26 protein-coding genes and 1 tRNA gene are annotated in these 26,137 nt (G+C 63.6%); 17 read left to right on the top strand and 10 right to left on the bottom strand.

Going from position 1 to position 26,137, the window contains the following annotated elements; genetic code table 11:
- The first annotated feature begins 16 nt into the window (after positions 1 to 16).
- The 4 genes from A7A77_RS13540 to A7A77_RS13515 all read left to right on the top strand — a co-directional run bounded on the left by A7A77_RS13540 (position 17) and on the right by A7A77_RS13515 (position 5,618).
- Entirely contained in the window at positions 17 to 1,228 is a 1,212-nt protein-coding gene (locus tag A7A77_RS13540; protein WP_066559444.1) for a DUF445 domain-containing protein, read from the top strand.
- A gap of 112 nt (positions 1,229 to 1,340) precedes the next feature.
- Complete coding sequence (locus A7A77_RS13535; protein ID WP_066559283.1) at positions 1,341 to 2,108, top strand: sigma factor; 768 nt, start codon at positions 1,341 to 1,343, stop codon at positions 2,106 to 2,108.
- Positions 2,109 to 3,944: 1,836 nt separating this feature from the next.
- Positions 3,945 to 4,496 carry a recombinase family protein gene (locus tag A7A77_RS13520; protein WP_066559271.1) on the top strand — a complete coding sequence of 184 codons (552 nt, stop codon included), beginning with the start codon at positions 3,945 to 3,947 and terminating at the stop codon, positions 4,494 to 4,496.
- Between the two features lie 252 nt (positions 4,497 to 4,748).
- Entirely contained in the window at positions 4,749 to 5,618 is an 870-nt protein-coding gene (locus tag A7A77_RS13515; RefSeq protein ID WP_172799913.1) for a ParB/RepB/Spo0J family partition protein, read from the top strand.
- A 715-nt stretch (positions 5,619 to 6,333) separates the two neighbouring features.
- On the opposite strand, the gene A7A77_RS13500 is transcribed toward A7A77_RS13515, so the two are convergent.
- Together A7A77_RS13500 and A7A77_RS13495 are read right to left on the bottom strand one after the other, a co-directional pair.
- On the bottom strand, positions 6,334 to 8,172 hold the full coding sequence (locus tag A7A77_RS13500) for a site-specific integrase (RefSeq protein WP_066559262.1): 1,839 nt from the start codon (positions 8,170 to 8,172) through the stop codon (positions 6,334 to 6,336).
- A 98-nt stretch (positions 8,173 to 8,270) separates the two neighbouring features.
- A tRNA-Gln gene (locus A7A77_RS13495) sits at positions 8,271 to 8,344 on the bottom strand.
- A gap of 192 nt (positions 8,345 to 8,536) precedes the next feature.
- Here A7A77_RS13495 and A7A77_RS13490 point away from each other — a divergent pair.
- Positions 8,537 to 9,775 carry a Ppx/GppA phosphatase family protein gene (locus A7A77_RS13490; RefSeq protein ID WP_066559260.1) on the top strand — a complete coding sequence of 413 codons (1,239 nt, stop codon included), beginning with the start codon at positions 8,537 to 8,539 and terminating at the stop codon, positions 9,773 to 9,775.
- 10 nt (positions 9,776 to 9,785) lie between these two features.
- Positions 9,786 to 10,460, top strand: coding sequence for an RlmE family RNA methyltransferase (locus A7A77_RS13485; protein WP_066559258.1), 675 nt, complete (start codon positions 9,786 to 9,788; stop codon positions 10,458 to 10,460).
- A gap of 10 nt (positions 10,461 to 10,470) precedes the next feature.
- Here A7A77_RS13485 and A7A77_RS13480 read toward each other — a convergent pair whose 3' ends face one another.
- Positions 10,471 to 10,950 carry a hypothetical protein gene (locus A7A77_RS13480; protein ID WP_066559432.1) on the bottom strand — a complete coding sequence of 160 codons (480 nt, stop codon included), beginning with the start codon at positions 10,948 to 10,950 and terminating at the stop codon, positions 10,471 to 10,473.
- Between the two features lie 113 nt (positions 10,951 to 11,063).
- On the opposite strand from A7A77_RS13480, the gene A7A77_RS13475 reads away from it, so the two are divergent.
- Entirely contained in the window at positions 11,064 to 11,648 is a 585-nt protein-coding gene (locus A7A77_RS13475; protein WP_066559255.1) for a hypothetical protein, read from the top strand.
- 86 nt (positions 11,649 to 11,734) lie between these two features.
- Here the strand turns inward: A7A77_RS13475 and rpsI are convergent, their stop codons facing one another.
- From rpsI to A7A77_RS13455, 4 genes are all read right to left on the bottom strand, one after another.
- The gene (rpsI, locus tag A7A77_RS13470) at positions 11,735 to 12,238 is read right to left on the bottom strand and encodes a 30S ribosomal protein S9 (protein ID WP_066559247.1); all 504 of its coding nucleotides are present in this window, start codon (positions 12,236 to 12,238) and stop codon (positions 11,735 to 11,737) included.
- Positions 12,238 to 12,717 carry a 50S ribosomal protein L13 gene (rplM, locus tag A7A77_RS13465; protein ID WP_066559243.1) on the bottom strand — a complete coding sequence of 160 codons (480 nt, stop codon included), beginning with the start codon at positions 12,715 to 12,717 and terminating at the stop codon, positions 12,238 to 12,240. Before rplM ends, rpsI begins: the two co-directional genes overlap by 1 nt.
- A gap of 133 nt (positions 12,718 to 12,850) precedes the next feature.
- On the bottom strand, positions 12,851 to 13,183 hold the full coding sequence (gene cutA, locus A7A77_RS13460) for a divalent-cation tolerance protein CutA (RefSeq protein ID WP_066559241.1): 333 nt from the start codon (positions 13,181 to 13,183) through the stop codon (positions 12,851 to 12,853).
- A gap of 10 nt (positions 13,184 to 13,193) precedes the next feature.
- The gene (locus tag A7A77_RS13455; RefSeq protein ID WP_082836134.1) at positions 13,194 to 14,300 is read right to left on the bottom strand and encodes a COX15/CtaA family protein; all 1,107 of its coding nucleotides are present in this window, start codon (positions 14,298 to 14,300) and stop codon (positions 13,194 to 13,196) included.
- Between the two features lie 125 nt (positions 14,301 to 14,425).
- On the opposite strand from A7A77_RS13455, the gene A7A77_RS13450 reads away from it, so the two are divergent.
- The 7 genes from A7A77_RS13450 to A7A77_RS13420 all read left to right on the top strand — a co-directional run bounded on the left by A7A77_RS13450 (position 14,426) and on the right by A7A77_RS13420 (position 18,590).
- Positions 14,426 to 14,782 carry a MerC domain-containing protein gene (locus tag A7A77_RS13450; protein ID WP_245638485.1) on the top strand — a complete coding sequence of 119 codons (357 nt, stop codon included), beginning with the start codon at positions 14,426 to 14,428 and terminating at the stop codon, positions 14,780 to 14,782.
- A 56-nt stretch (positions 14,783 to 14,838) separates the two neighbouring features.
- Positions 14,839 to 15,834, top strand: coding sequence for a sulfur carrier protein ThiS (gene thiS / locus A7A77_RS13445; protein ID WP_082836142.1), 996 nt, complete (start codon positions 14,839 to 14,841; stop codon positions 15,832 to 15,834).
- Positions 15,835 to 15,838: 4 nt separating this feature from the next.
- Positions 15,839 to 16,510: a hypothetical protein gene (locus A7A77_RS13440; protein ID WP_066559236.1), complete on the top strand. Its 672-nt coding sequence runs from the start codon at positions 15,839 to 15,841 to the stop codon at positions 16,508 to 16,510.
- Positions 16,511 to 16,639: 129 nt separating this feature from the next.
- On the top strand, positions 16,640 to 17,176 hold the full coding sequence (locus tag A7A77_RS13435) for a hypothetical protein (RefSeq protein ID WP_066559233.1): 537 nt from the start codon (positions 16,640 to 16,642) through the stop codon (positions 17,174 to 17,176).
- Positions 17,173 to 17,682, top strand: a complete 510-nt coding sequence (locus A7A77_RS13430; RefSeq protein ID WP_066559230.1) for a hypothetical protein — start codon at positions 17,173 to 17,175, stop codon at positions 17,680 to 17,682. Before A7A77_RS13435 ends, A7A77_RS13430 begins: the two co-directional genes overlap by 4 nt.
- A 112-nt stretch (positions 17,683 to 17,794) precedes the next feature.
- Complete coding sequence (locus A7A77_RS13425) at positions 17,795 to 18,211, top strand: hypothetical protein (protein ID WP_066559226.1); 417 nt, start codon at positions 17,795 to 17,797, stop codon at positions 18,209 to 18,211.
- Positions 18,212 to 18,224: 13 nt separating this feature from the next.
- Positions 18,225 to 18,590, top strand: coding sequence for a hypothetical protein (locus A7A77_RS13420; protein WP_066559223.1), 366 nt, complete (start codon positions 18,225 to 18,227; stop codon positions 18,588 to 18,590).
- A 266-nt stretch (positions 18,591 to 18,856) separates the two neighbouring features.
- Here A7A77_RS13420 and A7A77_RS13415 read toward each other — a convergent pair whose 3' ends face one another.
- The 3 genes from A7A77_RS13415 to A7A77_RS13405 form a co-directional block, all read right to left on the bottom strand.
- A complete protein-coding gene (locus tag A7A77_RS13415; protein ID WP_082836133.1) occupies positions 18,857 to 20,710 on the bottom strand; it encodes an AMP-dependent synthetase/ligase in 1,854 nt (617 codons plus the stop codon).
- 84 nt (positions 20,711 to 20,794) lie between these two features.
- Positions 20,795 to 22,552, bottom strand: coding sequence for a gamma-glutamyltransferase family protein (locus A7A77_RS13410; protein WP_066559417.1), 1,758 nt, complete (start codon positions 22,550 to 22,552; stop codon positions 20,795 to 20,797).
- A 10-nt stretch (positions 22,553 to 22,562) separates the two neighbouring features.
- On the bottom strand, positions 22,563 to 23,603 hold the full coding sequence (locus A7A77_RS13405) for a quinone-dependent dihydroorotate dehydrogenase (protein ID WP_066559219.1): 1,041 nt from the start codon (positions 23,601 to 23,603) through the stop codon (positions 22,563 to 22,565).
- Positions 23,604 to 23,788: 185 nt separating this feature from the next.
- On the opposite strand from A7A77_RS13405, the gene A7A77_RS13400 reads away from it, so the two are divergent.
- From A7A77_RS13400 to A7A77_RS13390, 3 genes are all read left to right on the top strand, one after another.
- Positions 23,789 to 24,229, top strand: a complete 441-nt coding sequence (locus A7A77_RS13400; RefSeq protein ID WP_066559210.1) for an SUF system Fe-S cluster assembly regulator — start codon at positions 23,789 to 23,791, stop codon at positions 24,227 to 24,229.
- Positions 24,226 to 25,740, top strand: coding sequence for a Fe-S cluster assembly protein SufB (gene sufB, locus A7A77_RS13395; RefSeq protein ID WP_066559205.1), 1,515 nt, complete (start codon positions 24,226 to 24,228; stop codon positions 25,738 to 25,740). Before A7A77_RS13400 ends, sufB begins: the two co-directional genes overlap by 4 nt.
- 136 nt (positions 25,741 to 25,876) lie before the next feature.
- Complete coding sequence (locus A7A77_RS13390) at positions 25,877 to 26,137, top strand: hypothetical protein (RefSeq protein ID WP_066559199.1); 261 nt, start codon at positions 25,877 to 25,879, stop codon at positions 26,135 to 26,137.

Here is a 26,137-nt window from a genome sequence, read left to right as displayed (position 1 = left end):
GGATCGCGCGCGCGCGATGCGCATGGTGGCAACGGGCTTGCTGATCCTGATGGCCGCGGTTTTTCTCGTCGCGCGCCAATATCTGGGCCTGCACCCTGCCGTGGGTTACGTGATGGCCTTTGCCGAAGCGGCGATGGTCGGCGCCTTGGCCGACTGGTTCGCCGTAACCGCCTTGTTCCGCCGCCCGCTCGGCCTGCCGATACCGCACACCGCGATCATTCCGACGAACAAGGACCGCATCGCCGAAACGATGGCCGGTTTCCTGCGCACCAATTTCCTCACCCCGCAAGTCGTGGCCCGCCGGATGAGCGGGATGAACATCGCCCGCGCGCTGGGCGATTACCTTGCCGATCCGGCCAAGCGCGGCAACAGCGGCATGCGCGCCGGCGCGGCCGAACTGTTCGCCGAAGTGCTCGAATCGCTCGATCCCGAACGGCTGGGCGAACAGGTTCGCGCCGGATTGAAGTCGCAAGCCGACCGGCTGGAAATCTCGCCGCTGCTGGGACAGGTGCTGGGCGCGGCCATTGCCGACCGCAAGCACTTGCCGTTGATCGATGCCGCGATCCGCTGGGCGGGAATCACGCTGGAAGCGAACGAGCCTATGGTTCGCGCGATGATCCACGAACGCGCCAATGCGCTGCTGCGCTGGACCGGTCTGGACGAAAGGCTCGCGAACTCGGTTCTCGACGGGCTCTACCGCCTGCTGGCTGAAATGCTGGTCGATCCCGACCATCCGGTGCGCGGCAAGGTGCAGGAAGGGCTGGAGAAGCTGGCGCACGATCTGTCGCACGATCCGGACATGCGCGCCAAGGTGGAAGGGATCAAGCACGAGATCCTGAACAGCCCCGCCGTCGGAACGTGGTGGCAAGGCGTGTGGGAGCGTTTGCGCCGCAACCTGATCGCAACCGCGCGCAGCCCCGACAATGCCCTTGCGGGGCAGCTTGGCGGCGCGCTGGCCGAACTGGGGCAGGCCCTGCGCGATGATGCGCGCCTGCAGGTGCAGATCAACCGCTTTGCCCGTCGCAGCGCCGTGGGCATCGCCAACCGCTATGGCGACCAGCTTGTCCGGCTGGTTTCCGAAACGGTGAAGCGCTGGGATGCGACGACGATCACGCAGAGGGTGGAGGGCGCGGTCGGCCGCGACCTGCAGTTTATCCGGATCAACGGAACGCTGGTGGGCGGGCTTGTCGGGCTTGCCATCCATGCACTCGACGCCGCGCTCGGCTGATCGAAAAACCTACGGGAAACTGCCTATCCGCCGCTGCGCGTGGTGTTGAGGCGCCGCCGTTAACCCTGTTTGCTCCGGCCAGTCGTGCCGGCAGCAGGGAGTTGACGCGCCGATGTCCGCCACGACCGATGCCCTCGAACGCGAAGTCGCCGCGATCCGGGCCTTGCCCGCCGACGCCGACATGCGGACAGAGGCCAGGCGGAACCGGCATTTCGATCGCATCCTGCAACTCATCGCACCGCGCATCCGGCATTTCACGCGGGCCTATGGCCTGACCGACATGGCAGACGATGCGCGGCAGGCCTGCGCGATCGGCGTGCACAGGGCTATATGCGACTACGATCCGGAACGCGCACGGTTCACCACGTTCGTGAACTGGCAGCTGCGCTGCGAACTGCAGGCGCTGCGCCACAGGGTGCGGCTGGATTCGCGTGACAGCGCGAAAAGAGTCGGGGCCCGCACGGTCTCGCTCGATGCCCTGCTTGCCGATGACGCCGAACGCACTCCGTTCGAGATCGAGGACGATCTGGCGCAATCGAGGGTAGAGGCCATGGTCGCCACCCGCATCGCGCGAGAGGCGTTCGACGCCATGCTGGAACGGTATGAAGACCGGATGCGCGAACGCGCCTGTCGAGAGATCGCGAAGGACACGCTGCGCAAGCGGGAAACAATGCCCGGAACGGTGCATCCGGACGAACTGGCGGCGGTGGAACGCGATCTTGCGCGGGAAAGGGCGATCGTCACCCGCTATGTCTTTGCCGAAAGCGACGATGCCAAGTTCGACGCCGACCTGCCGCTCGACAATGAAAAACAGCGCCAGATCTCGCGCCGCATCCTGCGTAATCTTCGCGCGCAAGTGGACGGCGCCGCGCTGAACTGACCGCTGCTACCCGAGATGCAAGGATTGGATGCCCCGCGAGGAGGAGATAGTCCCTGCTCCTAACGGCTGATTTCCTTGGCTTTTTGAGCACCGAGGTGACATCAATGTACTCGGTTTTGTACCACTTTCAAGGGCGGGAGGCCCGACGATATGAGCCGAATACAGGGGACTACAGCTTTGGCCGATGGCATCGCGCAGCATATGGGAGACGGCGTCATCGTCCTATGCCAGAAGGATACCGAGCGGGGCCCACAGAGCGTTGTGGTGACAGAAGCGGACCTGAGGCGCTTGTTGGCGGCGAGTGGCTAAGCGGCATGTCCGAAGGATTTGACCTTGAGGGCCACTGGGCCGAGATTGACCGCTGGCTCGAGAAGCTAGGAAGGGAGCGGAACAGGACGAACTTCCTGCGCCTCTTCTACCAGGACCTACCGGACGAATGGGACGACGAGGCCGAGGAGCAGTTGCCTCCCGACTTGCGGTTGGTTCCTGCGCCCTCGACCCCGTTGCCACACTGAGACGCCTTCGCCAGCTTCATAGCATTTCGAAAAAATCCCCCAGGAGGCCCTGAGGCTTCCTGGGGGTATCATTTAGTGCGACCGGTCTATGCGCTCCCACCTGAGATATGGGTGGGCTTCCTTCAGGTCGATCCACTCTCGATGCCTGCCGGAGCGTTTGGTCGGGTGAGGCGGAAGTAGACCGCTGGGCATGAGTGCGAGGAACGAGGCGGGATCGTCACGCCGGACGGTCGGCACCAGCTCCAGCATCTGCCTCTTCGTCCACGACGTGAGATGCTGCGCTCGGAGGGCATCCGTGGCTTCGGTCCAGAGCCATACTCCAATCGGAGACAGTAGGGTGACGGCCCCGTCGGGCTCTCCCTCAATCTCGGGGTCCTCGAGCTCGATGCCTGTGCTGCGACAGTAGCTTGGGATGGCTGGGGAGGTCTTGGCCGTCTCGAGGGTCCATGGTGCCCAACCCAAAGCATCGACAAGGTCGGGTGCGGCGAACCAAAGGGTCCCGTTGGCCACCACGATGCGAATGGGATTGCGGTGGAAGAGGATTTCCTCGCTGACCGCGTCGTCGGAGGCTTGAGTAAGTGGAACGGCAGGACTGACCAGAGGGGCAAGGCCGCTCCTCAGGTGTGAGGGGGCACGGCGTACAGGGACCGCTGGGGTGGCATAGGTTTGCATTTTGGGGGCTTTCGGCAGCCCAGGAGCGACCTGGGCAGGTTGTACAACTCGCACACCATCACCGCGACGTCGTTTTGGCGACGGTTTTGCGATGGTCGGCCCTATTGGTGGCTGAGGGCCTGACAGACCCCGCCCCGAGACGCCGCGTCGGTTGGTTGTGCATTATTCGGCACTAGTGCTGGCCTGAAGCTGGCTTGCGCCCTGGGAATGCACAGAAACGCAGGAAAAGAGGGAGGGGTCGGACCTGCAAAGTGGCCTGCAGCGAAGCCGCCAGTTTTGAATTGTGATTTCGGGATTTCCGCAGGTAACATCAGGGCGACTGGGAGGGACCCGTAGGGGACCCATGACATTCCCGTCATTCTCTCAACCCGACCTCGCACCGGATCGCCAGTCGCCGAGTTACCCCCCACCCTCGCTATCGCTCCGATCGTCGACCACTCGGCACATTGGGGGGCCTAAGGGTAATCGGCATTGGCCACCTCCCCCGCGACGACATTTGCCGCCACGGTGGCACTAGAGCGGCCAGCCGTCCGTTGGGGTATACTCGTAGGAGACGGTGGCGTGAGACATCCTTCTTGTCCCATTAGGGTTGACATAGAGGAATGAGACAGTGCAAAGGGTCGGGTCTAGACCCTAGAGAGACACAATCATGACCACGACGATCGGATACGCCAGAGCGAGCTCGGAAGACCAGGACTGCACTATCCAGGTAGACGCCCTCAAGGCTGCAGGGTGCGCCACCGTCCGCGCCGAGAAGCGGTCAGGCACAAGCCTGAAGGGCCGCGAGGAGCTGCAGACGGTCCTCGACTTCCTCCGTGAGGGCGACACCTTGATGGTGACCCGCATCGACCGGCTGGCCCGTTCCGTGAAGGACCTTGAGGACATCGTTGGGACCATCAGGTCCAAGGGTGCCCACCTGCAGGCGACCGAGCAGCCGATCGACACCTCCTCTGCGGCTGGCATCGCCTTCCTTCAGATGCTGGGGGTCTTCGCGCAGTTTGAGACCGCGCTGAGGAAGGAGCGACAGGCCGAAGGGATCGCGAAGGCCAAGGCAGCTGGTGTCTACAAGGGACGGAAGCCCACGGTGCCTGTGGAGGACGTAAGGCGGCTCAGGGCGGAGGGTGTTACACCCACCCAAATCTCGAAGCAGCTGCGCATCGCTCGTGCGTCTGTCTATCGGGCACTTGAGGATGCCTCCTAAGGCCGCGAGTGGCCGAAAATAATCGGGTGGCCGTAGTGGAGCAAAAGCGGTTTCAGGGCGGATGCCCAGACGGCCACCGAGGGACCTACAGGAGCCCCCAGAGCCCCAACAGGCAACCCAGAGAAACCCCACACCCGTAGTAGCCGCGCCCCGCCCCATGGCATCTACAGGCCCGTGTGGGCCCAGTGGATGCCCTACGGTACCTTAGGGCTTGCCTCTGCACCATGCATAGGCCAAATGCGCAGAAGTTTGATGCCGGAAACCCAGATGCACACCCTTGCCATACCGACGCGTGACGCGCGATCCCAAGAGATACAGGCCCTGGCCGAAGCAGCTGCCGAAGCCTCGCTAACAGGATCGCCAGCCTACCTGCATCTCGACAGCATCCGCGAAAACAGTGCCGTCTTTCAACCCCGCTTCGATAGCATCGCTTATGCCCCTGGTAGGAGCGAACGGCACATTGCTGAGCTCGCCAGGATCGCGAAGGCAGGGACCGATCTGGACCCCGTCACCATCGCAGCGTTCGGTGACAGCTGGTATCTGCTCGACGGCCACCACAGGCTCGAGGCATACCGACAGGCGGGAAGGACAGAACCCGTACCCGTGCAAGCTCTCCAGTCGGAACTGACGGGTGCCGGTCGGGTCCATTGGGCCATCCAAGAGAGTGTACGCGACAATAAGAAGAACCGGCTCTCCATGTCACCTACGGACAAGATGGATGCCGCGTGGGCCGCAGTTGCCCGTGGAGACGATGTTTCCATTGCAAAGACAGCGGCACTCTACGGCATCGGCCCCCGCGCAGTCTCCAATATGCGGTCTGCACGGAAAACACTCGTGGCGGCTGAGGTCGACCCTACGCAGCACCCAGTTCTCTCATGGTCCGCAGCTAGGCGGGAGACCGAACGGCTCGAGAAGGGTGGCAGAGAGACACCGGACTGGGATCAGGATGCCCGTGAGGCTCAGCTGAAACGCAAAGCAGCCAAGAGCCTCCGACCGGTGATGGATATGGAATTGCCCCCCCGTCTCCTCGCCGAGGTGCTCGAGGAGTATGCACCTGGTCTCGTCGAGGCGATGGGCCGCTTTGTGGGTCATGCGGACGACGGATGGGATGACCTGATCTAACGATCCGGCCTACGCGGATAGGGACGGGGACCACCCCCTTAGCGACCCCACGAATGCCCATTCTCCCCGCAGTTTCGCTCGATCGAGGTCAGGGCTTCGTCGGCGGTGTAACTTTCGGCATGCCACCCCTCAAGGTTCGCCTGGATGATGGCGCGGCAATTCTTCGGCAGGCCCGTGTCACCATAAGTGGGCGATGCATTCGGATCGCAACCGGCGACTGCAACGAGCGCGACGGGAAGGAGGTACAACCGCGTCAGCGTGGCCTCCGCCGTAGCCTGGCCGATCGGAACGAAGCGCCCAACGCGCCTTATGCCTCGGACCGTGCTGAGGTGGCCCCCAGCGCCTTCTTAATGCGACGGCGATTACCTAGCCAGCCGCCGAACAGCATCGCACCACCACACAAGCCAGCGCCGTACCCGAATGCGTACACAAGGTTGCCCATGCTCAGGACACTGGATGGGTCCAAACCTGCAGCCGCCGTACGCTTAGAATAAGCGTCCACCGCAGCCACTGCGTAAACACAACCGAACAGCAGCAGCCCGATCGCATGCTTCGCGCCGAAGCGGCGACCGTTGCCACCAACTCGCCACCCGAGAATGAAGAACACAACGGCGGGAATTATTAGCATGCGGCCCCCTATTTCTTTGCAGCTTGTCGTATCCCAACATTCCTTAAGAAGACGCCAGTGTCCACCTCCATCTCTACGGTCTGCTGTTCAATTCGCGACTGGCGCCTCAGGGGGCTTCCACGGCTCCACCAGCTCCAATACGTCGATCAGCGGGCGATACTCATCGATCCATACGGCGTGGGGGTTGAGCTTGCCGTATTTCGCCGTCATGCGGGGTTGGCCATCGCCTGTTCCCGTGTGCCCAATGATGTACCCGATGGAAGGTTCAGGGATGCGGCTTACCCTTGCACCGGTAACGAAAGTATCCCGAAACTCCCGCATGGGCTTCCGTCCGCTGCGGCGCTTCAGGATGCCAGCATCGTAAAGCGCATTGCACCAAGGTTCGCCGAATGACGGGTAGAGCCGGTTGAACTTGTTGCGGACCCGCAACTTCGGGAACAGGGCCTCTTCGCCGTGGTCCTGCAGCCACTCCACATAGTCCATGAAGCCGAGCGCGATCAGGTCGGCGGGAATGGGAAACACGCGAGGACCTGTCCCCTTCTCCTGCGTCTTAAGGCGCTGCTGCCCCTTCTCAGGGTGTGCGCTCGTGCCAGCGAAGTCGAAGACAGGCCGTTCGGTCTCGTGGTCCCCATAGATGTTCCCGACTACCAACTGGGCGACCTCCTCAGGCCGCGCACCCGTGTAGAGGGCCAATAGTGGCAGCCAGTATGCGGCTTCGCCTTTCCCCCAGCGGGGCGGGGGCCCACCACCAAAGAATGGCAGGCTGAAGATGTCTTTGAGCTCCCCTTCGGTGAACCCGTCGACCTCCTTGGGTCCACGCGACTTTGTCCCAAACGATCGCCCCTCGAACGGATTGGGTATCGACGCCGGAATGGGTCCTTCCTTCACCGCGTGGTTCCACCGTTTCGAAAGGACACGACAGTGCTTCTCCAGTGTCCCCTGGCTGGCACGCTGAACGTCCTGCCCCTCGTATTTGGCCACGAGGTCTCCCAAGGGCATCACCCGCTCTGCAGCCGTCACGAAAGCGGGGCGCTGGGAGATGACATCCAGCCACCGGCCCACCTCGGTCTTCGTGAGCTGCTCGGGCGAGGGATCGCCAAGAACGTCCCCGAGGTATCTGAGAGCGGTGCCGACTTGGGCTCTGGTAGGACCCCCAATCTCGAAGCGTGGGTTAGCGAGCATGTCCTCCACGATCGTACGGAACGAGCGTAGTGGCGCGGGCGGCGGAGTGCTGGTCATCGGAAGTGTAGGCATGGGCGGGGTGTCGATGATCTTCCCCTCCATGCGGCCCAGCTCGGCTTCGTGGACAGCGATCGCCGTTTCGTTGAGCCGCAGGCAAAGGGTCTGGAACGACGGGTTCGAACGGTCCAGCACCAAACCGGCCACCTCTGCCAGCTCCTCGGCCTTGTCGCCCCAAGCCCATACGATACCGTCTATGTCGCCATCGGCGCTGAGACCTCGGTACACCTCAAGGACGGTTTCGATCGTGACACGTATGCCCTGGGACCACTTTGCCGTGGGCCTCACCACAGGGAGCTCAAATCCCGCCAGCTTCGCTGCTTCGGTAACCTGCTCACCACGGGCCTTGGCAGCAGGGTCCAGCCTCCGTTCGGCATCTTCGGATAGCTGTTGTGACCTGAAGGCATCCATGAGGATGTTGATCGTCGACGGGGCGAGCGTGTCGTATCGCCCTGAAGCCAACTTCTCCGCACGAGCCACGATCGAGGCATATCTCTGGGCAGCCCGTTCGAACCGCTCGGCAGCGCCAGGTTCCGTTATCTCCCTGGCCTCCAGGGTGACCTTGAGTTGGACAGGTCGGCACCCAGGCTCGCTGATGAATGGCCGCAGCCGCACAGGGTAGACCCTGCGGTAGCGGAGTATGCCGGTCTTTTTATCGCGTTCGAGGTAAGGCACGATGACTTCCACGCCGAAGGGTCCTTTGTACCACCGATTGTACTACCGGAAGCACAGGGAAAGCTGGAAAATCAGGTAAATACCAACAGAGCAAGCACTTTTCGCTTGACTGGATGCCCCGCGAGGATTCGAACCTCGATAGACGGAATCAGAATCCGTAGTCTTACCATTAGACGACGGGGCAACGGCAGCGCGCCTGTTGGCGTACTGCGGAGGGTGCCTCTATGCGCCAAACGGGCTGAGGTCAAGGCGCTCTGTACGCCCATTGCGTCGTCAGGTTGCCACATCCGCCACCCGTCGTTAGCATGGGCGTCAGGTTCGCCGTGTCGGGCATTTGCCACGGGCGCGGTTCACAGACGTATTTGGAAGTTGAAGCATGGCGGATTTCGAGCCGCCGGCAACGCAGGACGGGGATCGGCAGGCAGGGCATTCTGCGATCGATCCGGGACCGGAAGGGGCAAGTGGCCCCGTTTCCGCCCAGAGCGCGCCGGAACAGAAGGCGAAGGACAAGCGCAACGATGGGCGCCGCCATAATGGCGGGTCCGGCCGGCAACCTGCGAAGGGTGCACCGGTCGCAAACGCCGCGCGCGGGGTGCCGCAGCGTCAGGCCTATGCCGCGATCGACCTTGGCACTAACAACTGCCGGTTGCTGATAGCACGGCCTTCGGGCGAGAATTTCGTCGTCATCGATGCGTTCAGCCGCGTCGTCCGGCTGGGCGAGGGGCTGGCGCAGACCGGGCGGCTGTCCGACGGCGCGATGGAGCGTGCGCTTTCCGCCCTGCACGTCTGTGCCGACAAGCTGCGCCGCCGCAATGTCCATCTTGCCCGCTCCGTCGCGACAGAGGCTTGCCGCCGCGCAAGCAATGGCGAGGCCTTTATCGAGAAGGTTCGCGAAGAGACCGGTATCGCGCTGGACGTGATCAGCGCACAGGAAGAAGCGCGCCTTGCCGTGCTGGGCTGCCACGTCCTGCTGGAACAGGGCGAAGGGCCGGCGATGATCTTCGACATCGGCGGCGGATCGACCGAGCTGGTCCTGATCGAGACGGGCGAGGCGGTGCCGCGCATCATGGACTGGCAATCGGTGCCGTGGGGCGTTGTTTCGCTGACCGAGAGCTTTCCCGCCAGTGAACCCGAAACCGATGCCGACCGGCTGGCGCGATATCGCCGTATGCGCCGTGCGGTCAGCGATTCGTTCCGCGATTTCTCCGCGCGGCTGGAGCCGTTCCGCAAGCAGCCGGTCCACACCAGCCCGCGCCTGCTTGGTACCAGCGGCACGGTGACAACGCTTGCCAGCCTGCACCTCGGCCTGCCGCAATATGACCGGCGGGCCGTCGACGGGCTGATCGTGAAGGCGAGTGCGATGCGCGACATTGCGAAGGATCTGTCCACGCTTTCGCCCGTCGAACGACAGGCGCTGCCCTGCATCGGGCGGGATCGGGCGGAACTGGTCGTGGCTGGCTGCGCGATCCTTGAAACGATCCTCGACCTCTGGCCCGCGGCGCGGCTTGGCGTTGCCGATCGCGGCATCCGTGAAGGCATCTTGCGCAGCCTGATGGCGGGCGCGCGCCTTGGCGACCATAACCGGGAGATGGTGCGGCGCGAGCGGGCGTTGTAGGGGGCGTTGCATGAGCAGATCCGGAAGCGACCGCCAGAAGCTGAAGAGCAACAAGAAACGCACCGCATCGTCGGCGCGCTGGCTCGCGCGGCAGCTGAACGACCCTTACGTCGTGAAGGCAAAGGCCGACGGCTATCGCAGCCGCGCCGCCTACAAGCTGAAGGAACTGGACGAGAAGTTCGGCCTGCTGAAGGGCGCGAACGCGGTCGTCGATCTCGGCATCGCGCCGGGCGGGTGGAGTCAGGTGGTGGCTGAACTCCGCCCCCATGCCAAAATCGTCGGCATCGACCTGCTCGACGTCGATCCCTTGCCCGGGGTGACGATCTTCAAGATGGATTTCATGGACGATGCCGCGCCCGACGCGCTGTTGGAGGCGCTGGGACAGGCGCCCGACCTCGTCCTGTCCGACATGGCGGCCAATACCGTGGGCCACAAGCAGACCGACCACTTGCGCACGATGGGGCTGGTGGAAACGGCGGTGGACTTCGCGGTGCAGACATTGGCACCGGGCGGCGATTTCATCGCCAAGGTGTTTGCCGGCGGCACGGACAAGGCCCTGCTCGACATCCTGAAAAAGAACTTCCGCACCGTGAAACACGCCAAGCCGCCCGCCAGCCGCAAGGATAGCAGCGAATGGTACGTCATCGCGCAGGGTTTCAAGGGGCGCGACGCGGACGCGCCTTGAAGGCCGTATCCTACGCCGGCGCTCCAGCCACGAAGTGCGTCCAGCCCGCAACCGTCATGCTGGCCAGATATTCCGCCTGCATCGGTTCGGTCAGCACCTCGATCATCCGTTCACTCTCGATCCACATTTCGATCACACCGAAGATGTCGCCGCGCTTTCGGTAGTGCGCGGCCCAGCCCTCGCGTTCGGCGATCGCCAGAACCTCCTCCATCGTCAGCCGCGTGCCCATGGCGAAATGGGTGGCCGAGCCGCGCACTTGCGCGGCCTCTCCGTGGAAGTTGCCCTGGGCGTCATCATCGCTCTTCGCCTCGAGGATCGTCCCGCGGGGATAGACCTCGACCATGGTGTTGCGATCGTCACCGGCCATGGCGAGCCAGCTGCCGACCGCGACGGGCGGGAAAGGCGTGACAGTTCCGCCACCGAACAACTCGGCCAGGATGCGGGCGACGTGCTCGGGATCGTGGGCATCGATGGAAAGGTGGAACAACATGGCGAATCCTTTCAGCGAGGCAGCGATCACCTCTCCCGTTCGTCCTGCACCTTGGCACAGAATGTGTCAACGACTATTTGACACATTCTGTGCCACATGGCATCGCGAGCCTTATGGATACTCAAGCTGCAACTGCCGACCGACGCGTACTTACCAACAACGACGCGCGAATCGATGCCGCCCTGCTCAACCTTGCTGCCGACGGGGTTCCGTTGACGCACGATGCGGTTGCGGCCGTTTCGGGCATATCGCGCCGGACGGTGTATCGTCGCTTCGCCGACCAGCCGGCATTGCGGGCCCGCCTGTGGGATCTGCTATCGCCGCCGGGGGGGATGCCGCGCGATCTTTCGGCATTGCTCGAACGGGAGTTGCGCGAAACCTTCGAGAAATTCGACACCAACCGTGCGGCCATGGCCGTCGCTACCGCCAGCGCGGAGGGGCGGCAGATGCGGATGGAGCGCAAGGATGAACGCGTTGCCGCCTACAGCCGCGCGTTCGCAGGCCACACCGGCTCACTGCCGGACAAGGCCCGAAGACAGGCCAACGGCGTCCTGCAACTGCTCTGCTCCGGCCTCGCATGGCGCGAAATGCGCGACCAGTGGGATCTCGACGGAACGGAAACTGCAGAGGCTTCGGTCTGGGCGCTGCGCATCCTGCTCGCCCACCTGGCGCGTGGGGATGCTCCGGGCGTCGATTAGCCGGAGCGACAGGCACAAACAAAAAGGGCGGCCCCGTGGGAGCCGCCCTTTCCGTGTTCGGGTGAACCAGAACTTGTCGTTGCGAATTAACGCTTCGAGAACTGGAAGCTACGACGTGCCTTGGCGCGGCCGTACTTCTTACGCTCAACCACGCGGCTGTCGCGGGTGAGGAAGCCGGCGGCCTTAACCGTGCCGCGCAGAGCGGGCTCGAACTTCGAAAGCGCCTGCGAGATGCCGTGCTTTACCGCACCGGCCTGACCCGAAAGGCCACCGCCCTTGACGGTTGCGACGACATCGTACTGGCCCTGGCGATCGGTGATCGCGAAAGGCTGGTCGATGACGAGACGCAGCGTCGGACGTGCGAAGTACACTTCCTGGTCGCGGCCGTTGACGGTGACCTTGCCCGAACCGGGCTTGATCCACACGCGGGCAACGGCGTCCTTGCGGCGGCCGGTTGCGTAAGCGCGGCCGAACTTGTCCAGCTGCTGTTCGCGAAGCGGCGTGGTGGGAACCTGCGCTTCGGTGCTTGCGATCTCGGTGCCTTCGGTAAGTTCAGCGAGATCGGCGAGGGTGTTCGTTTCGTCGGCCATCATGCACCAACCTTGTTCTTGCGATTGCGGGCGGCAACGTCGAGCACTGCGGGCTGCTGACCGTCGTGCGGGTGTTCGGTGCCGGCGTAGAGGTGCAGCGCCTTCATCTGCTGGCGGCCAAGCGGACCGCGCGGAACCATGCGTTCCACAGCCTTTTCAAGGACGCGTTCGGGGAAACGACCGCCCAGCACCTTGGCCGGGCTGGTTTCCTTGATGCCGCCGGCATAGCCGGTGTGCTTGTAATAACGCTTGTCCTGCGTCTTGTTGCCGGTGAACTTCACCTTGTCCGCGTTGATGACGACGACGTGGTCGCCGCAATCGACGTGCGGGGTGTAGCTCGGCTTGTGCTTGCCGCGCAGGTGGTTGGCGATGATCACCGCGAGACGACCGACGACGAGGCCGTCGGCATCGATCAGGTGCCATTTCTTTTCGACCTCGGCCGGCTTGATCGACCGGGTCTGGGTGCTGAGCGCCTTCATGGCTTTCTCATTCCTTCGTCTAGATGCGAGAATCGCCCCGGATGACCCAAGGCGAAGTGGCGCGCTTTTGTCTGCGCGAAGGCTTCAAGTCAAGCAAATCCGCGCGTTTCCGACGCGGTAAAATAATACCGTGTCAGGTGGCGTGAGGGCCGGTTGCGCCGATGACGGCAAGCCATGCCAGCGTTTCTCCGCCCGCAGCTTCGCATGTCCAGCCGGTGATTGCGGGGGTGTCGTAGGGGTGCAGTTCCTCCAGCCGCGCCACCGCGCGTTGCAGCATGTCGGCCCGCGTCTTGAACAGCGCGCCGCATTCCTCACCCTCGCCCCGCTCGCCCTTCCAGACGTAGCGCGACTTTACCGGAATCAGGTTGCAGCAGGCGACCAGCCCCTCATCCAGCAGCATGTCGGCGACCTGTCCGGCGCTGGCCTCGTCCGCGAAGGGGGCCCAGATGAGCGCCGCCCCACTCATGCCCGAACGTTCATTTCATCACGCTGCCCGGCATCCGGTCCCGAAAGCCCAGCGCATGGGCGCCCCATACGGCGCAGGCCAGGACCAGCGCGCCGACGATCTGGTGCGCCACCGCGACCCAGAGCACCATGCCGGTCCAGATCGTCGCGATGCCGAGCAGGATCTGCGTGCCAAACGCGATGTGGATCGCGACGGAGATATGCCGGAACCGCGCCCGCAACCGCCGCGCCATCACGACAAGGGCGGCCACGGCAACCCATGCCCACCAGCGGTGGATGAAATGGACGAGGAACGGGTCGGCAGTGAAGGCATGGATCGCGCCTAGCGACCAGTCGATCCCGTCGGGAAACAACGCGCCCTGCATCAGCGGCCACGAATCGAACCAGCCGCCCCCCGCGACATAGCCCGCGTTAAGGCCCGCCATCCACGCGCCGTAAAGCAGTTGCACGGCAACGATCAGGAGCACGCCCGTCTGGAACCGGCCCAGCCCCGCGTGGGGATCGCCCTTGGCCCAGTTGCGCAAGTCGAGCGCGGTCCAGACCAGCCCGCCCAGCGTGAACAGGGCCGTCATCAGGTGGATCGAGAGCCAGTAGTGCGAAACGTCGGTCCTCATGTCAGGCATGGCATCGGGGCCGGTGCCCGAACGCACCATCAGCCATCCGAACACGCCCTGCAGCCCGCCAAGGGCGAGCAGCGCCAGCAGCCGCGGCTTGTATCCGGCGGGAATCGCCTTCCGGACCCAGAACCACGCGAGCGGCAGCGCGAATGCCACCCCGATCACGCGGCCCAGCAACCGGTGAAACCATTCCCAGAAATAGATGAACTTGTAATCCGCCAGCGTCATGCCGGCGGGTCCGTTCACCTCTATGTACTCGGGGATCTGCTTGTAGGCGTCGAACTCTGCCTGCCACTGCGCCTCGCTCATCGGGGGCAGGGCGCCGGTCACCGGCTTCCATTCGGTGATCGACAGGCCCGATTCCGTCAGCCGGGTAATGCCGCCCACCGCCACCATCAGGACGACGAGCGTGGCCATCATCAGCAGCCAGCGAGACAGGGCAATCGGGCGTTCCGAACCGTAACGCACCGGGTTGAGCGAAGAGATCGTTGCAGTGTTCATGTCCGGCCCCGCGTGTGCTGCGCTTTGTCGCAAAGCGCAAGGGGGAGCGAGGGATTCACCGATTCAGCACTTGCATGATGATATAATGTTACATATCTGCGGGGGGCATGGAACGCCCCTCCTACATGACCCGACTCAAGCTGGACCGGCTCGGCATTGCCCTGTCGGGGCTGTGCGCGGTGCATTGTGTCGCCTCGATCCTGCTGGTGGCCCTGCTCGGGCTGGGCGGGGAGTGGCTGCTGGATCCGGCGATCCACGAGGTCGGGCTGGCGCTGGCCATCGTGATCGGTGCCTTGACCATCGGGGCGGGCGTGTGGCGCCATGGCCGGATCGGCCCGCTCGTGCTTGGCGGTGTCGGCCTGTCGCTGATGGGTGCAGCCCTTTGGGGTCCCCACGGCGCGGGTGAGGCTGCGCTGACTATCGCGGGGGTTGCCTGCGTGGCCACCGCGCACATCCTGAACCTGCGCTTCCACTCTTTCTGACCGCCACGCCGTCGGCTGCGCTTGAACCGGCGCGCGAAGCGGCTATGTCCGCCCGCATGACTGAAGCGATTTCCATCATCGTCAACGGCGAAACCCGCCGCATTCCCTACGGCAGCTCGATCGCGGATCTGGCGCGCCTGCTGGAACTCGATCCGGCAAAGGTGGCTGTTGAGCGCAATGGCGACATCGTGCCGCGCTCCACGCTGGAAGGCGTGGGGCTGGCGCAGGGCGACAAACTGGAAATCGTGCATTTTGTAGGAGGCGGCGACGTGGCCAATATTGATAACGATAGCTGGACCGTTGCCGGGCAGACGTTCCGTTCGCGCCTGATCGTGGGCACGGGCAAGTACAAGGATTTCGCCCAGAACGCCGCCGCTCTCGAAGCGAGCGGGGCCGAAATCGTCACCGTCGCGGTGCGCAGGGTGAACATTTCCGATCCCAAGGCGCCGATGTTGACCGACTATATCGACCCGAAGAAGATCACCTACCTGCCCAACACTGCCGGATGTTTCACGGCAGAGGACGCGATCCGCACCCTGCGCCTTGCGCGCGAAGCGGGCGGCTGGGACCTCGTGAAGCTGGAAGTGCTGGGAGAGGCGAAGACGCTGTACCCCGACATGCGCGAAACGCTGCGCGCGACAGAGGTGCTGGCGAACGAAGGCTTCAAGCCAATGGTTTACTGCGTCGACGATCCGATCGCGGCCAAGCAGCTGGAGGAAGCGGGCGCAGTCGCGATCATGCCGCTGGGCGCGCCGATCGGCTCCGGCCTTGGCATCCAGAACCGTGTTACGATCCGCCTGATTGTCGAAGGCGCGAACGTGCCGGTACTGGTCGATGCGGGTGTGGGCACGGCCAGCGATGCCGCCGTGGCCATGGAACTGGGCTGCGACGGCGTGCTGATGAACACCGCCATCGCAGAGGCGAAAGACCCGATCCTGATGGCGCGCGCCATGAAGCTGTCGGTAGAGGCGGGCCGCGCCGCATACCGCGCAGGCCGCATGGCAACGCGCAAGTACGCCGACCCGTCCAGCCCGCTTGCCGGTTTGATCTGAACCGATGGAGACCCCGCGCGAAGCTGTTGAAGATACGCTCGCGCAACTGGCTGCGGCTTTGCCGGACCTCGGTTTCGAGGCGAAATCGGGCCTGAAACTCGTGCGCAGGCATGGCGACCTGACGCAGGAAATCCATGCCCAGCCTGACCGCGCCAACCGTGCTGGCGAGGTCGTGCGGATGCGCTTTTCCGCGATGCTCCAATCCGCGCTCGCCAAACGATGGGCCAAGGCGCAAACCGACCCGGAGCTGCATGCAGAAGGCCCATGGGCAGGCGTGATCGACACGCGGCAGATGCATTTCGAGGAAGGGTTGAACGGGCGCGACTTCGATGTCGTCAATCCCGACGACCGCCCCTTCGTTGCCGACACGGTAGCGGCGAAAGTTCGGGAAGATATCATGCCGTGGTTCGACACGATGGGAGATCCCGTCGCCGCACTCGCCACATTGGGCACAGGTGTCGCCAACGAGAAATGGGTCCTGCGCCACGCGCTCGCCCACGGCTACGATGCAGAGGCCCGCGACGCCTTGGCGCAACGCTGCCTGCGCTGGCCCGAATTCGGCCAGTTATTCGCGCAATACGCGATCCAGATCCGCGCCAACGGCTATCCGCAGGGCTACAGCGACGCGACGGAGGAGCTGGCCGCCTTCGCCGTGGCGGCACAAATCGCGCCTTGAGCGCTCGCCTCCGGCCACACAAAAATCACCCCGCCTTTAACCCGATGCTAACCCTGACTCGCGCATTCTGATGCCACGTACCGCCCCCGCGCGGGCGTGGCGGAAAGGGTCGCAGGAGGACGACGGGATATGGCTCAGCTCGACACGGCATCGATGGCTATCGCGGAACTGCGCGAGTTTGCCGAGTTCGATCCGGCAGAGCAGCGCTATATCCGGCGCAGCCTCGACATCGGCCTTGCCCGCGCGGATGCGATCGAGCGCTGGGCACGCGACACGGACGAGGCATCGTCGATCCGCCGCCAGACCCGCGCCTACCAACAGCTGCGTTCGCTGCGCGCCGCGCTTCCCGCGATGCGTTCGGGCGACCGGATGGACGAATTCCTTGGCCGCCTCATCAAGCTGACGGTGTTCGACCTGGCGCAGGGCTGCATCCACGGATTCGCGGCATACCGCTTCCTTTACGAACGCCTGCTCGGCCCCGAAGCGCGCCCTTGGCTTCCCGCGGCGTTCTGCGCGGCCTCTGCCCTGCCGCAGATTGTGCCAGAACGGCGCAAGGTGCTGCTCCACTCGATCAGCGAGGCTGCCGCATGCGCTCCGGGCTGGTCAAAGCGCCGTCCGGGATTCTATCCTGACTGGATCGAAGACCAGTCGGCGGAGATTCATTGAGCGCAATCACGGGAACGCCGGTGCCCGAAACCGGCGGCAACGGACCGCATTGGGACGAAATCTGCAGCTGGCGTGGCCGCTGCATGAACCTTTACGCCCGTAGCGACGAAATCGTCTGCGAAACGCTGATGGTGGCAGAGGCTGCCGGCCATGCGGTAGACCTGACCCTGCCGCCGCACGAACAGCTGGGCACCCTGCGCGATCTGGCAGAGGCGGAGACGGGCGGTAACGGCAAGCGATCGAACGTGGTCCGCGCCATCGACGCCTGGACGAAACTGGGTGCGCGCCGGCCCTTCGTGGTCAACGGTGTCGTCACCGCGCTGATGCAGAACCGCGAACGCTGGCACGCCCGCTTCGATTCGATGGTCGGAGAGGGCGAAAGCGTGAAGATCGACCAGTGGATCGCCGACAAGATCGAGGCCGAGGCGTTCGAGGAAGTGCTGGATGCGGCTTACACGCTGCTGAGCGTGGAGCTGGAGCAGTTCCAGACGCACTTCGGGTTGTGAGGTGGGCGACAGCGGAAGCGGACTGGTGGCTGGCGACCCCATTGCGGACGATGAAGCGGCAACGTAGAAATTTCGCCATCGTAACGCGGCATCCGATGTTGGAGGCACGTTTATGATCCCGCAATCGCTCACCATGGCCTGCGAGCGAAACAACTTCGTTTGGCATCGGGAAACACCAGAAGATGTCGATCGCGCGTTCGATGAACTGATGCTCGAGAAGCAGGGAGAGTTCTGGCAGTTCAGTCGACTATATTGCCTTCAATTCGTCTCTGAAACTCTTCCGTTCGAATTGGTGGATTTCCTCGAAGACGATGGTCAAATTTCTGATCTTCTGGAATACGCGCATCGGGAGCTGGAAATACCGAACGATCTGATCCCGATCTCAACCTATGAAGCCGAGTCGCTTTATTGTGTCCGTCCTGGCAACAGCCAGGTGGTTCTGTTGACACCGAGTAACGTTGGCGAGGGTTGGGACGAAGCGGAAATCAGCGGTAGCTTCTTCACGTTCATGCTTGAGCACCTTCGATGATCGACCAGCCGAAATGACCGATGAACCTGACGAAATTCGTGCGATTATAGAAGATGTGCTGGGCGACAGCCGCCGTTGCGACGAAGTTGCGGCGGTCGTTGGAAAACGTATGCGCGAAGCCGGCATACCAGTCGATCGGGTGTTCATCAGCACCCGCTTTCAAGATGGTATCTACAGCGACATCTTTCTTGGCGATGCGGCCGATATCGCGAGATTTGAAGTAGAAGCGCGAACGCTTGGTTCCGCGTTGGTTTTCGAGGAAATGATCAAGGAATTCAAGGAAAGGGGGCGGAAGCCTGTCACCGTCGAGCTAAAAGATTTCAAAGATATCGCAGTAAGATATGGCGGGAGTTATGATCGGTACCTCACGTCGAACTGATCGCAATCAAACGTCCGCAATCCACCCCATGCCAGTCATTGGCCACCACCGCCGAATATCCTGATAGCGGACATCGCGCGGCCACTCGCAAAATCCGTTTTCCTACACGCCCGCGCCGCGCCACAATGTGCTCCGCTCTTTCACACTGTCCGGTCTTTCCTGCAATGTGTCACCCGACGCGCCACCGCCGGAACCCGCGCAATTGCGTGGGTTCTACGCTGTTGGACGTGGGTGACACGGTGTCACCTTTGTCACCCTGACGGGTCTCACCCGCCCTTGTACATTGCCGCCAGCCGGTCGGCGTAACGTTCGCGGATCTTGTGGCGCCGGATCTTCAGCGACGGCGTCATTTCGTGGTTCTCGATGCCGAAAGGCTCGTCCGCGAATTCGAAGCGGCGGACTTTCTCGATAACCGACAGGTCCGTGTTCACCCTGTCGATCGCGGCGCGCACGGCGGCGCGGAAATCGGCGTTGCCGCCCAGCGTGGCCCAGTCGCTTTCCACGCCGTTGTCGCGCGCCCATTCCTTCGACCATTCGGCATCGGGCACGATCAGGCCGACGATGTAGGGCTTGCGGTCGCCGCTCACCATCGCCTGCGCGATCTCCGGTTGCAGCGTCAGCATCCCTTCCACCCGCTGCGGGGCGATGTTGTCACCCTTGTCGTTGACGATCATGTCCTTCTTGCGGTCGGTGATCATGATCCGCCCGCGATCGTCGAAATGGCCGATGTCGCCGGTGTGCAGCCAGCCGTCGACCAGCGCCTTCGCGGTTTCCTTCGCATTCTGCCAATAGCCGTGCATCACCATTTCACCCCGCGCGAGAATTTCGCCATCGTCGGCGATGCGAACCTCTGCGCCGTGGATCGGCGGGCCGACAGTGTCCATCTTCAGCCCCGATTGCGGCCTGCTGACAGAGATGATCGGGCCGCTTTCCGTCTGTCCGTACCCTTGCAGCAGCGGCAGGCCGAGGCCGGTGAAGAAATAGCCGATTTCGGGATTGAGCGGCGCGCCGCCCGATACCAGCGCCTTGACCCGCCCGCCAAACCTTGCCCGCACCTTGGGGCGCAGCACACGGTCCAGCACCGCGCTTTCCAGCCGGTCGATCAGCGGCCTGCCCCTGCCCATCGACTGCCGTTCGGCCAGCGCGATGGCGCGCGCGGCCAGCATTTCCGCCGCCTTGCCCTGCTTCGCCAGCTGCTTGATGATCCGCGCCCGCAGCACTTCGAAAAGGCGGGGCACGACGATCATCACGCTGGGGCGCACTTCCTCGATATTGCCCGCCAGCTTGTCCAGCCCCTCAGCATAGTGGATGGTGGAGCCAAGGCAGATCGGCAGGAACTGCCCGCCGGTATGTTCATAGGAATGCGAGAGAGGGAGGAAAGAGAGGAAACGCTCGTTCTCCCAGCCGAAATCTTCCGCGATCACGCGGGCCGCGCCCGAACAGTTCATCAGGATCGCGCCGTGATGCTGGCGCACGCCGCGCGGCGCGCCGCCGGTGCCACTGGTGTAGATGATGCAGGCCAGATCCTCGCGCTGCACCGTACCCATGCGCAGGTCCACCGCAGCGCGGGCCGCATCCTCGTCCCCCGCCAACAGGTTCGACAGCGCGTGGAACCGCGCCGTGCCGACCTGTTCCTGCTTCAGCGGTTCGAAGGCGATGACATGCTCGACCAGCGGGCTGTTCAGCACCGCAGGCAACAGAGGCTTCGCCAGTTTCGGCCCCGATACGACAACCGCCCGCGCGCCGCAGTTTTCCAGCACGTGCAGGTGATCGGGCGTGGTATTCGTGGTGTAGGCCGGCACGGTGACCAGACCGGCGGCCATGATCGCCAGATCGGCGATGCACCATTCGGGCCGGTTTTCGCTGACCAGCACGACCCGGTCGCCGCGTTCCAGCCCCAAAGAGCGCAGACCTTCGGAAAGCAGCACGACCTGCCGCGCCACTTCGCGCCAGCTTACCGCATGCCATGCACCGTCCCGCTTGGCGTGAAGAAACGGATCGTCACCACGCGCATCGGCGCGGGCAAGAAACAGCGTGACAAGGTTCGCGGCCGCGTCGATCTGTTCGATCGATGCACCGGCAGGACCTTGATGCGTACCGCCCAAAGCGGTCTTCGCCATAGGGCGACCTTTCTGAAGCTTTCCCCTCGGGACATTGTTGTCCCTGCAAACGGATTACTAGGGCGCGCGTTCCGTTGCGGCAAGTTACTCGGAAACGGCCATGCCCTCGCTGCGGCTGTCAGCGGCGCCGACGTACTGTCCATCGACGAGTTCGACCGCGTTGGCCTTGAAGCTGGGCGCGCGGGCGCGAACATCGCCGTGGCCCAGCGCGACAAGCGCCGGAATCATTGGCTCCAGCGTCGTGCCCTGTTCCACCCACACGGTATCGCCCGGTGCGAATATCACCGGCAGATCGATGGCCTCTTGCGCGGTGAGGTTCCAGTCGATGACGCCGATTAGCGCCTTGGCCACTTGTGCAATGATCGTCGCGCCCCCTGCCGCACCGATGGCGAGGCGGAACTTCCCGTCGGGGCCATAGACGATGGTGGGCGACATCGAGGAGCGCGGGCGTTTCCCGCCCGCCACGCTGTTGGCGGTGCCCGTTTCGAAGTTGAAATCGGTCAGTTCGTTGTTGAGATAGTAGCCGTTCACCATCAGGCCCGACCCGAAGGCGCTTTCGACCGTGGAGGTATAGGAGGCGATGCCCCCTTGCCCATCGACGGCAACGAAGTGCGAGGTGCCGTTTTCGGGATAGCCGGCCGTCGGGGCCATGATCGGGCGCGCGCCGGGCGGCAGGCCGGGTTGCGCCTCGGCGATGGTTCGGTCGGCATGGATCTGCTGGCCGCGACGGACGAGATAACTTTCATCCATTAATCCGGGCAGCGGCACGGAAACGAAATCGCTGTCGCCCAGCCACTTACCGCGATCGGCATAGGCAAGCCGCATCGATTCGGCGATCAGGTGCCATGCCACGGGATCGTCCGGCCCGTGCGCCGCCATGTCCTGCGATTCGAGCTGTTTCAGGATCGCGAAAACGGTCGTTGCACCAGAAGACGGCGGACCCATGCCGCAAACCAGATAGGCACGGTACTTGCCGCACAGGCTGGGCCGGTCCTTGGCTTGATACCCCGCGATGTCATCAAGGGTCATGACCCCCTCGGGAAGCTTCAGCGCGGGGACGGGTGAGCCGTCGCTCAGTACGCCATATCCGGCTCGCTTCGTATCGATGGGCATTGCCGCATTCACCGCACCGGCAATCATCGTAGCGTTTTGGCCACTGTAGAACGCGTGCGGTCCCGCCTGCGCCACTTGTTCGAGGAAAGCCGCCAGCGCCGGATTGCGGACATGGGTGCCGACTGGCACCGGCTCACCATCCGTGCCGTAGAACAAGGCGCGCGCTTCTGGCGTCATCGCGCCGACGGATCGCCACTGGTCGAGCGACGAGCGGAGGCGCGGGGTAACATCGAACCCGTCGCGGGCCAGCGCGATGGCCGGTTCGAACAGCTTGGCCCAAGGCAGGGCACCGTGTTTGCCATGCGCCTTTGCGGCCAGTGCAATGCTGCCCGGCACCCCAACGCTCAGCCCGCTTTCCACCGCCGTGCGGAAAGGCAGCGGTTTGCCGTCATTGTCGAGGAACCATTGCGCCGTCGCCGCCGCAGGCGCTGTTTCGCGTCCGTCGTAGCTGACCGGATCGCCGTCACCTTCGGGATCGAGGACAAGGAAACCGCCGCCGCCGATGCCGCTGGACTGCGGCTCCACCACGGTCAGTGCGATCATTGTTGCCAGCGCCGCATCGGTGGCGTTGCCGCCCGCGCGCAGCATCTCCACCCCGGCTTTGGCTGCACGTGGATCGGCGGCGCTGACCATGCCCTTTTCAGGAAGGGTATGGAGAGTTTCGGCGGGTAGTGTTGCGCAACCGGCCAGGAGGGCGGGCAGGGCGGCAAGGATCAGACGTTTCAGCATGATGGACACGCTATTCGCTGCCAACCGCCTCTGCAATCGAGGAAAAGCCGTCTCGCGCCATCAGTTCGGGCAGTCCGCGCAGGATTTTTGCCGCGATGCCCGGACCTTCGTAAACCATGGCGGAATAGAGCTGGATCAGGCTCGCGCCGGCGCGGATGCGTTCCCACGCGTCCTCTGCCGTGGTGATGCCGCCGATCCCGATCAGGGGAATTGCACCGCCCGTTGCATCGCGGAATTCGCGCAGGCGACGCAGGGACATTGCCTTGATCGGCGCGCCGGAAAGGCCGCCGCTTTCGTCCCGGTGTTTCGATGCCAGCGGCGGACGGGTGATCGTGGTGTTCGTCACCATCAGCGCGCCCAGTTTCTTGTCGATGGCGATGCGCGAGATGGCATCGACGTCGGCCGGTTCCAGATCGGGCGCGACCTTCAGGAAGACCGGCGGGCCGTCCTTTCCCCGCGCGTCGATCACCGCATCGAGCAGGCCGGCCAGCGCCGCTTCGTCCTGCAAAGCGCGCAGGCCGGGCGTATTGGGGCTGGATACGTTGACCGCGAGGTAGCTGGCATAGGGCGCCATGATACGCGTCATCGTGATATAGTCGGCAACGCGGTCTTCGCTCGTCTTGTTCGCGCCGAAGTTCACGCCGACCACGCCCGTGCGATGGGCGCGCGCCTTCATCCGCCTTTCCACCGCCTCTGCCCCTTCGTTGTTGAAGCCAAGGCGGTTGATGACGGCGCGGTCTTCGGCAAGGCGGAAGATGCGCGGGCGCGGGTTGCCCTGCTGCGGCAGGGGGGTGACGCTGCCCACTTCGGCATAGCCGAAACCGCAGCGTAGGATCGCGTCGGGCACTTCGCCGTTCTTGTCGAACCCTGCCGCCAATCCGACGGGATTGGGGAAGTCGATTCCCGCAACCGTCATCGCCAGCGCCGGATCGGGGCGCGGCGGGCTGGCCAGCAGCGAACTGGGGGTCGTCTTCAGCGCGTCGAGCGCGAGGCCATGCGCGTTCTCGGCGTCCATGCGGAAGATAAGCGGGCGGATCAGGGAGTAGACCATCAAGGCGTGCGCCTATGCCATGCGCGCGCGGCTGTCGAGCTGGCGTTCCTGCAAACGACTCGCAACAGTCGGGTTTTCGTTGAATTGGGCCATTGCCGCCACTAGGTGAAACCGGACCGGATTGCTCCGATTAGCGGAAATCCGGCCGGGACACCTTGACCCCACACCTTGGAGCGTAAGGACGAATGCGGCTTTCGAGCATGGCCGACTACGCCGTCGTGGCGATGCGTGCCGCTGCCCTTCACTGCGGCGGCGATCGCACCAATGCGTCCGAAATCTCGGAGGAAACCGGCCTGCCCCTGCCCACGGTGCAGAAGCTGGTGAGCAAATTGTCCTCCGCCGGCCTGCTGCGTTCCGTGCGCGGCGCGGGCGGCGGTTTCCGCCTTGCGCGCCCTGCCGCCGCGATCACCGTGGCCGACATTGTCGAGGCGATCGAAGGCCCCATCGCGCTGACCCAGTGCTGTGACGAGGATGGCGACTGCGCCATCGAACTGCATTGCGGCACCCGCGCACACTGGCCGCAGGTGAACCGCGCCATCCGCTCCGCGCTATCCGGCATTTCGCTGGTCGATCTCGCCCACGAAAAAGCCCCGCAAGACATACCCGATCTGGAAGTACCCGCATGAACGACCCACAGGCAGAAGTGCTGAAAGCAGCCCAGGACGAGGCGATCGAGAAGGACCGCGCCGCGAAGGAAGCGGCCAAGGCTCTCGAAATCTATGAATACGGCTTCTCCTCCGACATCGAGCAGGAGTTTGCCGAGAAGGGTCTGTCGGAAGAGACCGTCCGCTTCATCTCGGCCAAGAAGGAAGAGCCGGAATGGATGCTGGAATGGCGCCTGAAGGCATATCGCCACTGGCTGACCATGCCGCAGCCGGATTGGGCCAAGGTCAACTTCCCGCCGATCGATTACCAGGACGCGTATTACTACGCCGCGCCCAAGAAGAAGCCGAAGCTGGAATCGCTCGACGAACTCGATCCCGAGATCAAGGCCGTCTACGACAAGCTGGGCATCCCGATTGCAGAGCAGGAAGTGCTGGCGGGTGTCGAGGGCGCGCGCAAGGTTGCCGTGGACGCGGTGTTCGATTCCGTTTCGGTCGCCACGACCTTCCGCAAGGAACTGGAAGAAGCGGGCGTCATCTTCCGCTCCATCAGTGAGGCGATCAAGGAATACCCTGATCTGGTCAAGAAGTGGCTCGGCAAGGTCGTGCCGATGCACGACAACTTCTTTGCGACGCTCAACTGCGCGGTCTTTTCCGACGGCACGTTCGTCTACATCCCCAAAGGCGTGCGCTGCCCGATGGAGCTGTCGACCTATTTCCGCATCAATGCCGAGAACACGGGCCAGTTCGAGCGCACGCTGATCGTGGCCGACGAGGGCAGCTATGTCTCGTATCTCGAAGGCTGCACCGCGCCGATGCGCGATGAAAACCAGCTCCACGCCGCCGTGGTCGAACTGGTCGCGCTCGACGATGCGGAGATCAAGTATTCGACCGTCCAGAACTGGTATCCCGGCGATGCCGAGGGCAAGGGCGGCATCTACAACTTCGTGACCAAGCGCGCTCTTTGTCAGGGCAGGAACAGCAAGGTTTCGTGGACGCAGGTGGAAACCGGCTCTGCCGTTACGTGGAAGTATCCTTCTTGCGTGCTCAACGGCGAAAACTCGGTGGGCGAGTTCTACTCGGTAGCGGTCACCAACAACCACCAGCAGGCCGATACCGGCACGAAGATGATCCACAACGGGAAGAACACCCGTTCGACGATCATTTCCAAGGGGATCAGCGCGGGCAAGTCCGATAACACCTATCGCGGCCTCGTCCGCGTGGGGCCGAACGCGGACAACGTGCGCAATTTCACGCAGTGCGACAGCCTGCTTCTGGGCAGCGAATGCGGCGCGCATACCGTGCCCTATATCGAGGTGAAGAACCCCACTGCCCAGATCGAGCACGAGGCGACGACCAGCAAGATCAGCGACGACCAGTTGTTCTACGCGATGCAACGCGGGCTGGACGAGGAACAGGCCGTGGCGCTGATCGTCAACGGCTTTGCCAAGGAAGTGCTGAAGGAACTCCCGATGGAATTCGCGGTCGAGGCGCAGAAGCTGCTCGCGATCAGTCTGGAAGGATCGGTCGGATGAGCGCGGACCTCACCACCCGTCATGCCGGACTTGATCCGGCATCCAGTGCGGTTCGCGCGACCGTGGTGGCTCCGCGCTGGACCCCGGATCAAGTCCGAGGTGACGAAGTGGCGATCTCGTTTGAGGGGAGCGTGGGTTGACGATTCGTTATTATCTCCTGCCCGCAGCGATCGGTCTGGCGCTTGTTTTTGTAGCGCTCGATTTGGGAATTCGCATTGGAGACGAGCGCGGAATCGCTTTGTTTGCTGCATCTTTTGCCTGTGTCCCGCTTGCCGTCGGCTTGTTTGAGTACCAGCGCATTCCGACCGGTCGATGGTGGATTGCCCCGCTCGTTGCAGCCGGATTGTCGGCAGTGCTTTTCGTAGTTTTCACCTTTTGGGCGATTTCGCAGATTTAA

The organism is Croceicoccus bisphenolivorans (assembly GCF_001634625.1).
In the GTDB taxonomy this organism is placed as follows: domain Bacteria; phylum Pseudomonadota; class Alphaproteobacteria; order Sphingomonadales; family Sphingomonadaceae; genus Croceicoccus; species Croceicoccus bisphenolivorans.
The sequence above is the reverse complement of the archived record's forward strand: the minus strand, read 5'-3'. Positions and strand labels throughout refer to the sequence as shown.

Bases quoted from the DNA above. Each gene is read 5' to 3' on its own strand.
- A7A77_RS13540 (WP_066559444.1), top strand. From the start codon at position 17: ATGCGCATGGTGGCAACGGGCTTGCTGATCCTGATGGCCGCGGTTTTT.
- A7A77_RS13535 (WP_066559283.1), top strand. From the start codon at position 1,341: ATGTCCGCCACGACCGATGCCCTCGAACGCGAAGTCGCCGCGATCCGG.
- A7A77_RS13520 (WP_066559271.1), top strand. From the start codon at position 3,945: ATGACCACGACGATCGGATACGCCAGAGCGAGCTCGGAAGACCAGGAC.
- A7A77_RS13515 (WP_172799913.1), top strand. From the start codon at position 4,749: ATGCCGGAAACCCAGATGCACACCCTTGCCATACCGACGCGTGACGCG.
- A7A77_RS13490 (WP_066559260.1), top strand. From the start codon at position 8,537: ATGGCGGATTTCGAGCCGCCGGCAACGCAGGACGGGGATCGGCAGGCA.
- A7A77_RS13485 (WP_066559258.1), top strand. From the start codon at position 9,786: ATGAGCAGATCCGGAAGCGACCGCCAGAAGCTGAAGAGCAACAAGAAA.
- A7A77_RS13480 (WP_066559432.1), bottom strand. From the start codon at position 10,950: ATGTTGTTCCACCTTTCCATCGATGCCCACGATCCCGAGCACGTCGCC.
- A7A77_RS13475 (WP_066559255.1), top strand. From the start codon at position 11,064: ATGGATACTCAAGCTGCAACTGCCGACCGACGCGTACTTACCAACAAC.
- rpsI (WP_066559247.1), bottom strand. From the start codon at position 12,238: ATGGCCGACGAAACGAACACCCTCGCCGATCTCGCTGAACTTACCGAA.
- rplM (WP_066559243.1), bottom strand. From the start codon at position 12,717: ATGAAGGCGCTCAGCACCCAGACCCGGTCGATCAAGCCGGCCGAGGTC.
- cutA (WP_066559241.1), bottom strand. From the start codon at position 13,183: ATGAGTGGGGCGGCGCTCATCTGGGCCCCCTTCGCGGACGAGGCCAGC.
- A7A77_RS13455 (WP_082836134.1), bottom strand. From the start codon at position 14,300: ATGAACACTGCAACGATCTCTTCGCTCAACCCGGTGCGTTACGGTTCG.
- A7A77_RS13450 (WP_245638485.1), top strand. From the start codon at position 14,426: ATGACCCGACTCAAGCTGGACCGGCTCGGCATTGCCCTGTCGGGGCTG.
- thiS (WP_082836142.1), top strand. From the start codon at position 14,839: ATGACTGAAGCGATTTCCATCATCGTCAACGGCGAAACCCGCCGCATT.
- A7A77_RS13440 (WP_066559236.1), top strand. From the start codon at position 15,839: ATGGAGACCCCGCGCGAAGCTGTTGAAGATACGCTCGCGCAACTGGCT.
- A7A77_RS13435 (WP_066559233.1), top strand. From the start codon at position 16,640: ATGGCTCAGCTCGACACGGCATCGATGGCTATCGCGGAACTGCGCGAG.
- A7A77_RS13425 (WP_066559226.1), top strand. From the start codon at position 17,795: ATGATCCCGCAATCGCTCACCATGGCCTGCGAGCGAAACAACTTCGTT.
- A7A77_RS13420 (WP_066559223.1), top strand. From the start codon at position 18,225: ATGACCGATGAACCTGACGAAATTCGTGCGATTATAGAAGATGTGCTG.
- A7A77_RS13415 (WP_082836133.1), bottom strand. From the start codon at position 20,710: ATGGCGAAGACCGCTTTGGGCGGTACGCATCAAGGTCCTGCCGGTGCA.
- A7A77_RS13410 (WP_066559417.1), bottom strand. From the start codon at position 22,552: ATGCTGAAACGTCTGATCCTTGCCGCCCTGCCCGCCCTCCTGGCCGGT.
- A7A77_RS13405 (WP_066559219.1), bottom strand. From the start codon at position 23,603: ATGGTCTACTCCCTGATCCGCCCGCTTATCTTCCGCATGGACGCCGAG.
- A7A77_RS13400 (WP_066559210.1), top strand. From the start codon at position 23,789: ATGCGGCTTTCGAGCATGGCCGACTACGCCGTCGTGGCGATGCGTGCC.
- sufB (WP_066559205.1), top strand. From the start codon at position 24,226: ATGAACGACCCACAGGCAGAAGTGCTGAAAGCAGCCCAGGACGAGGCG.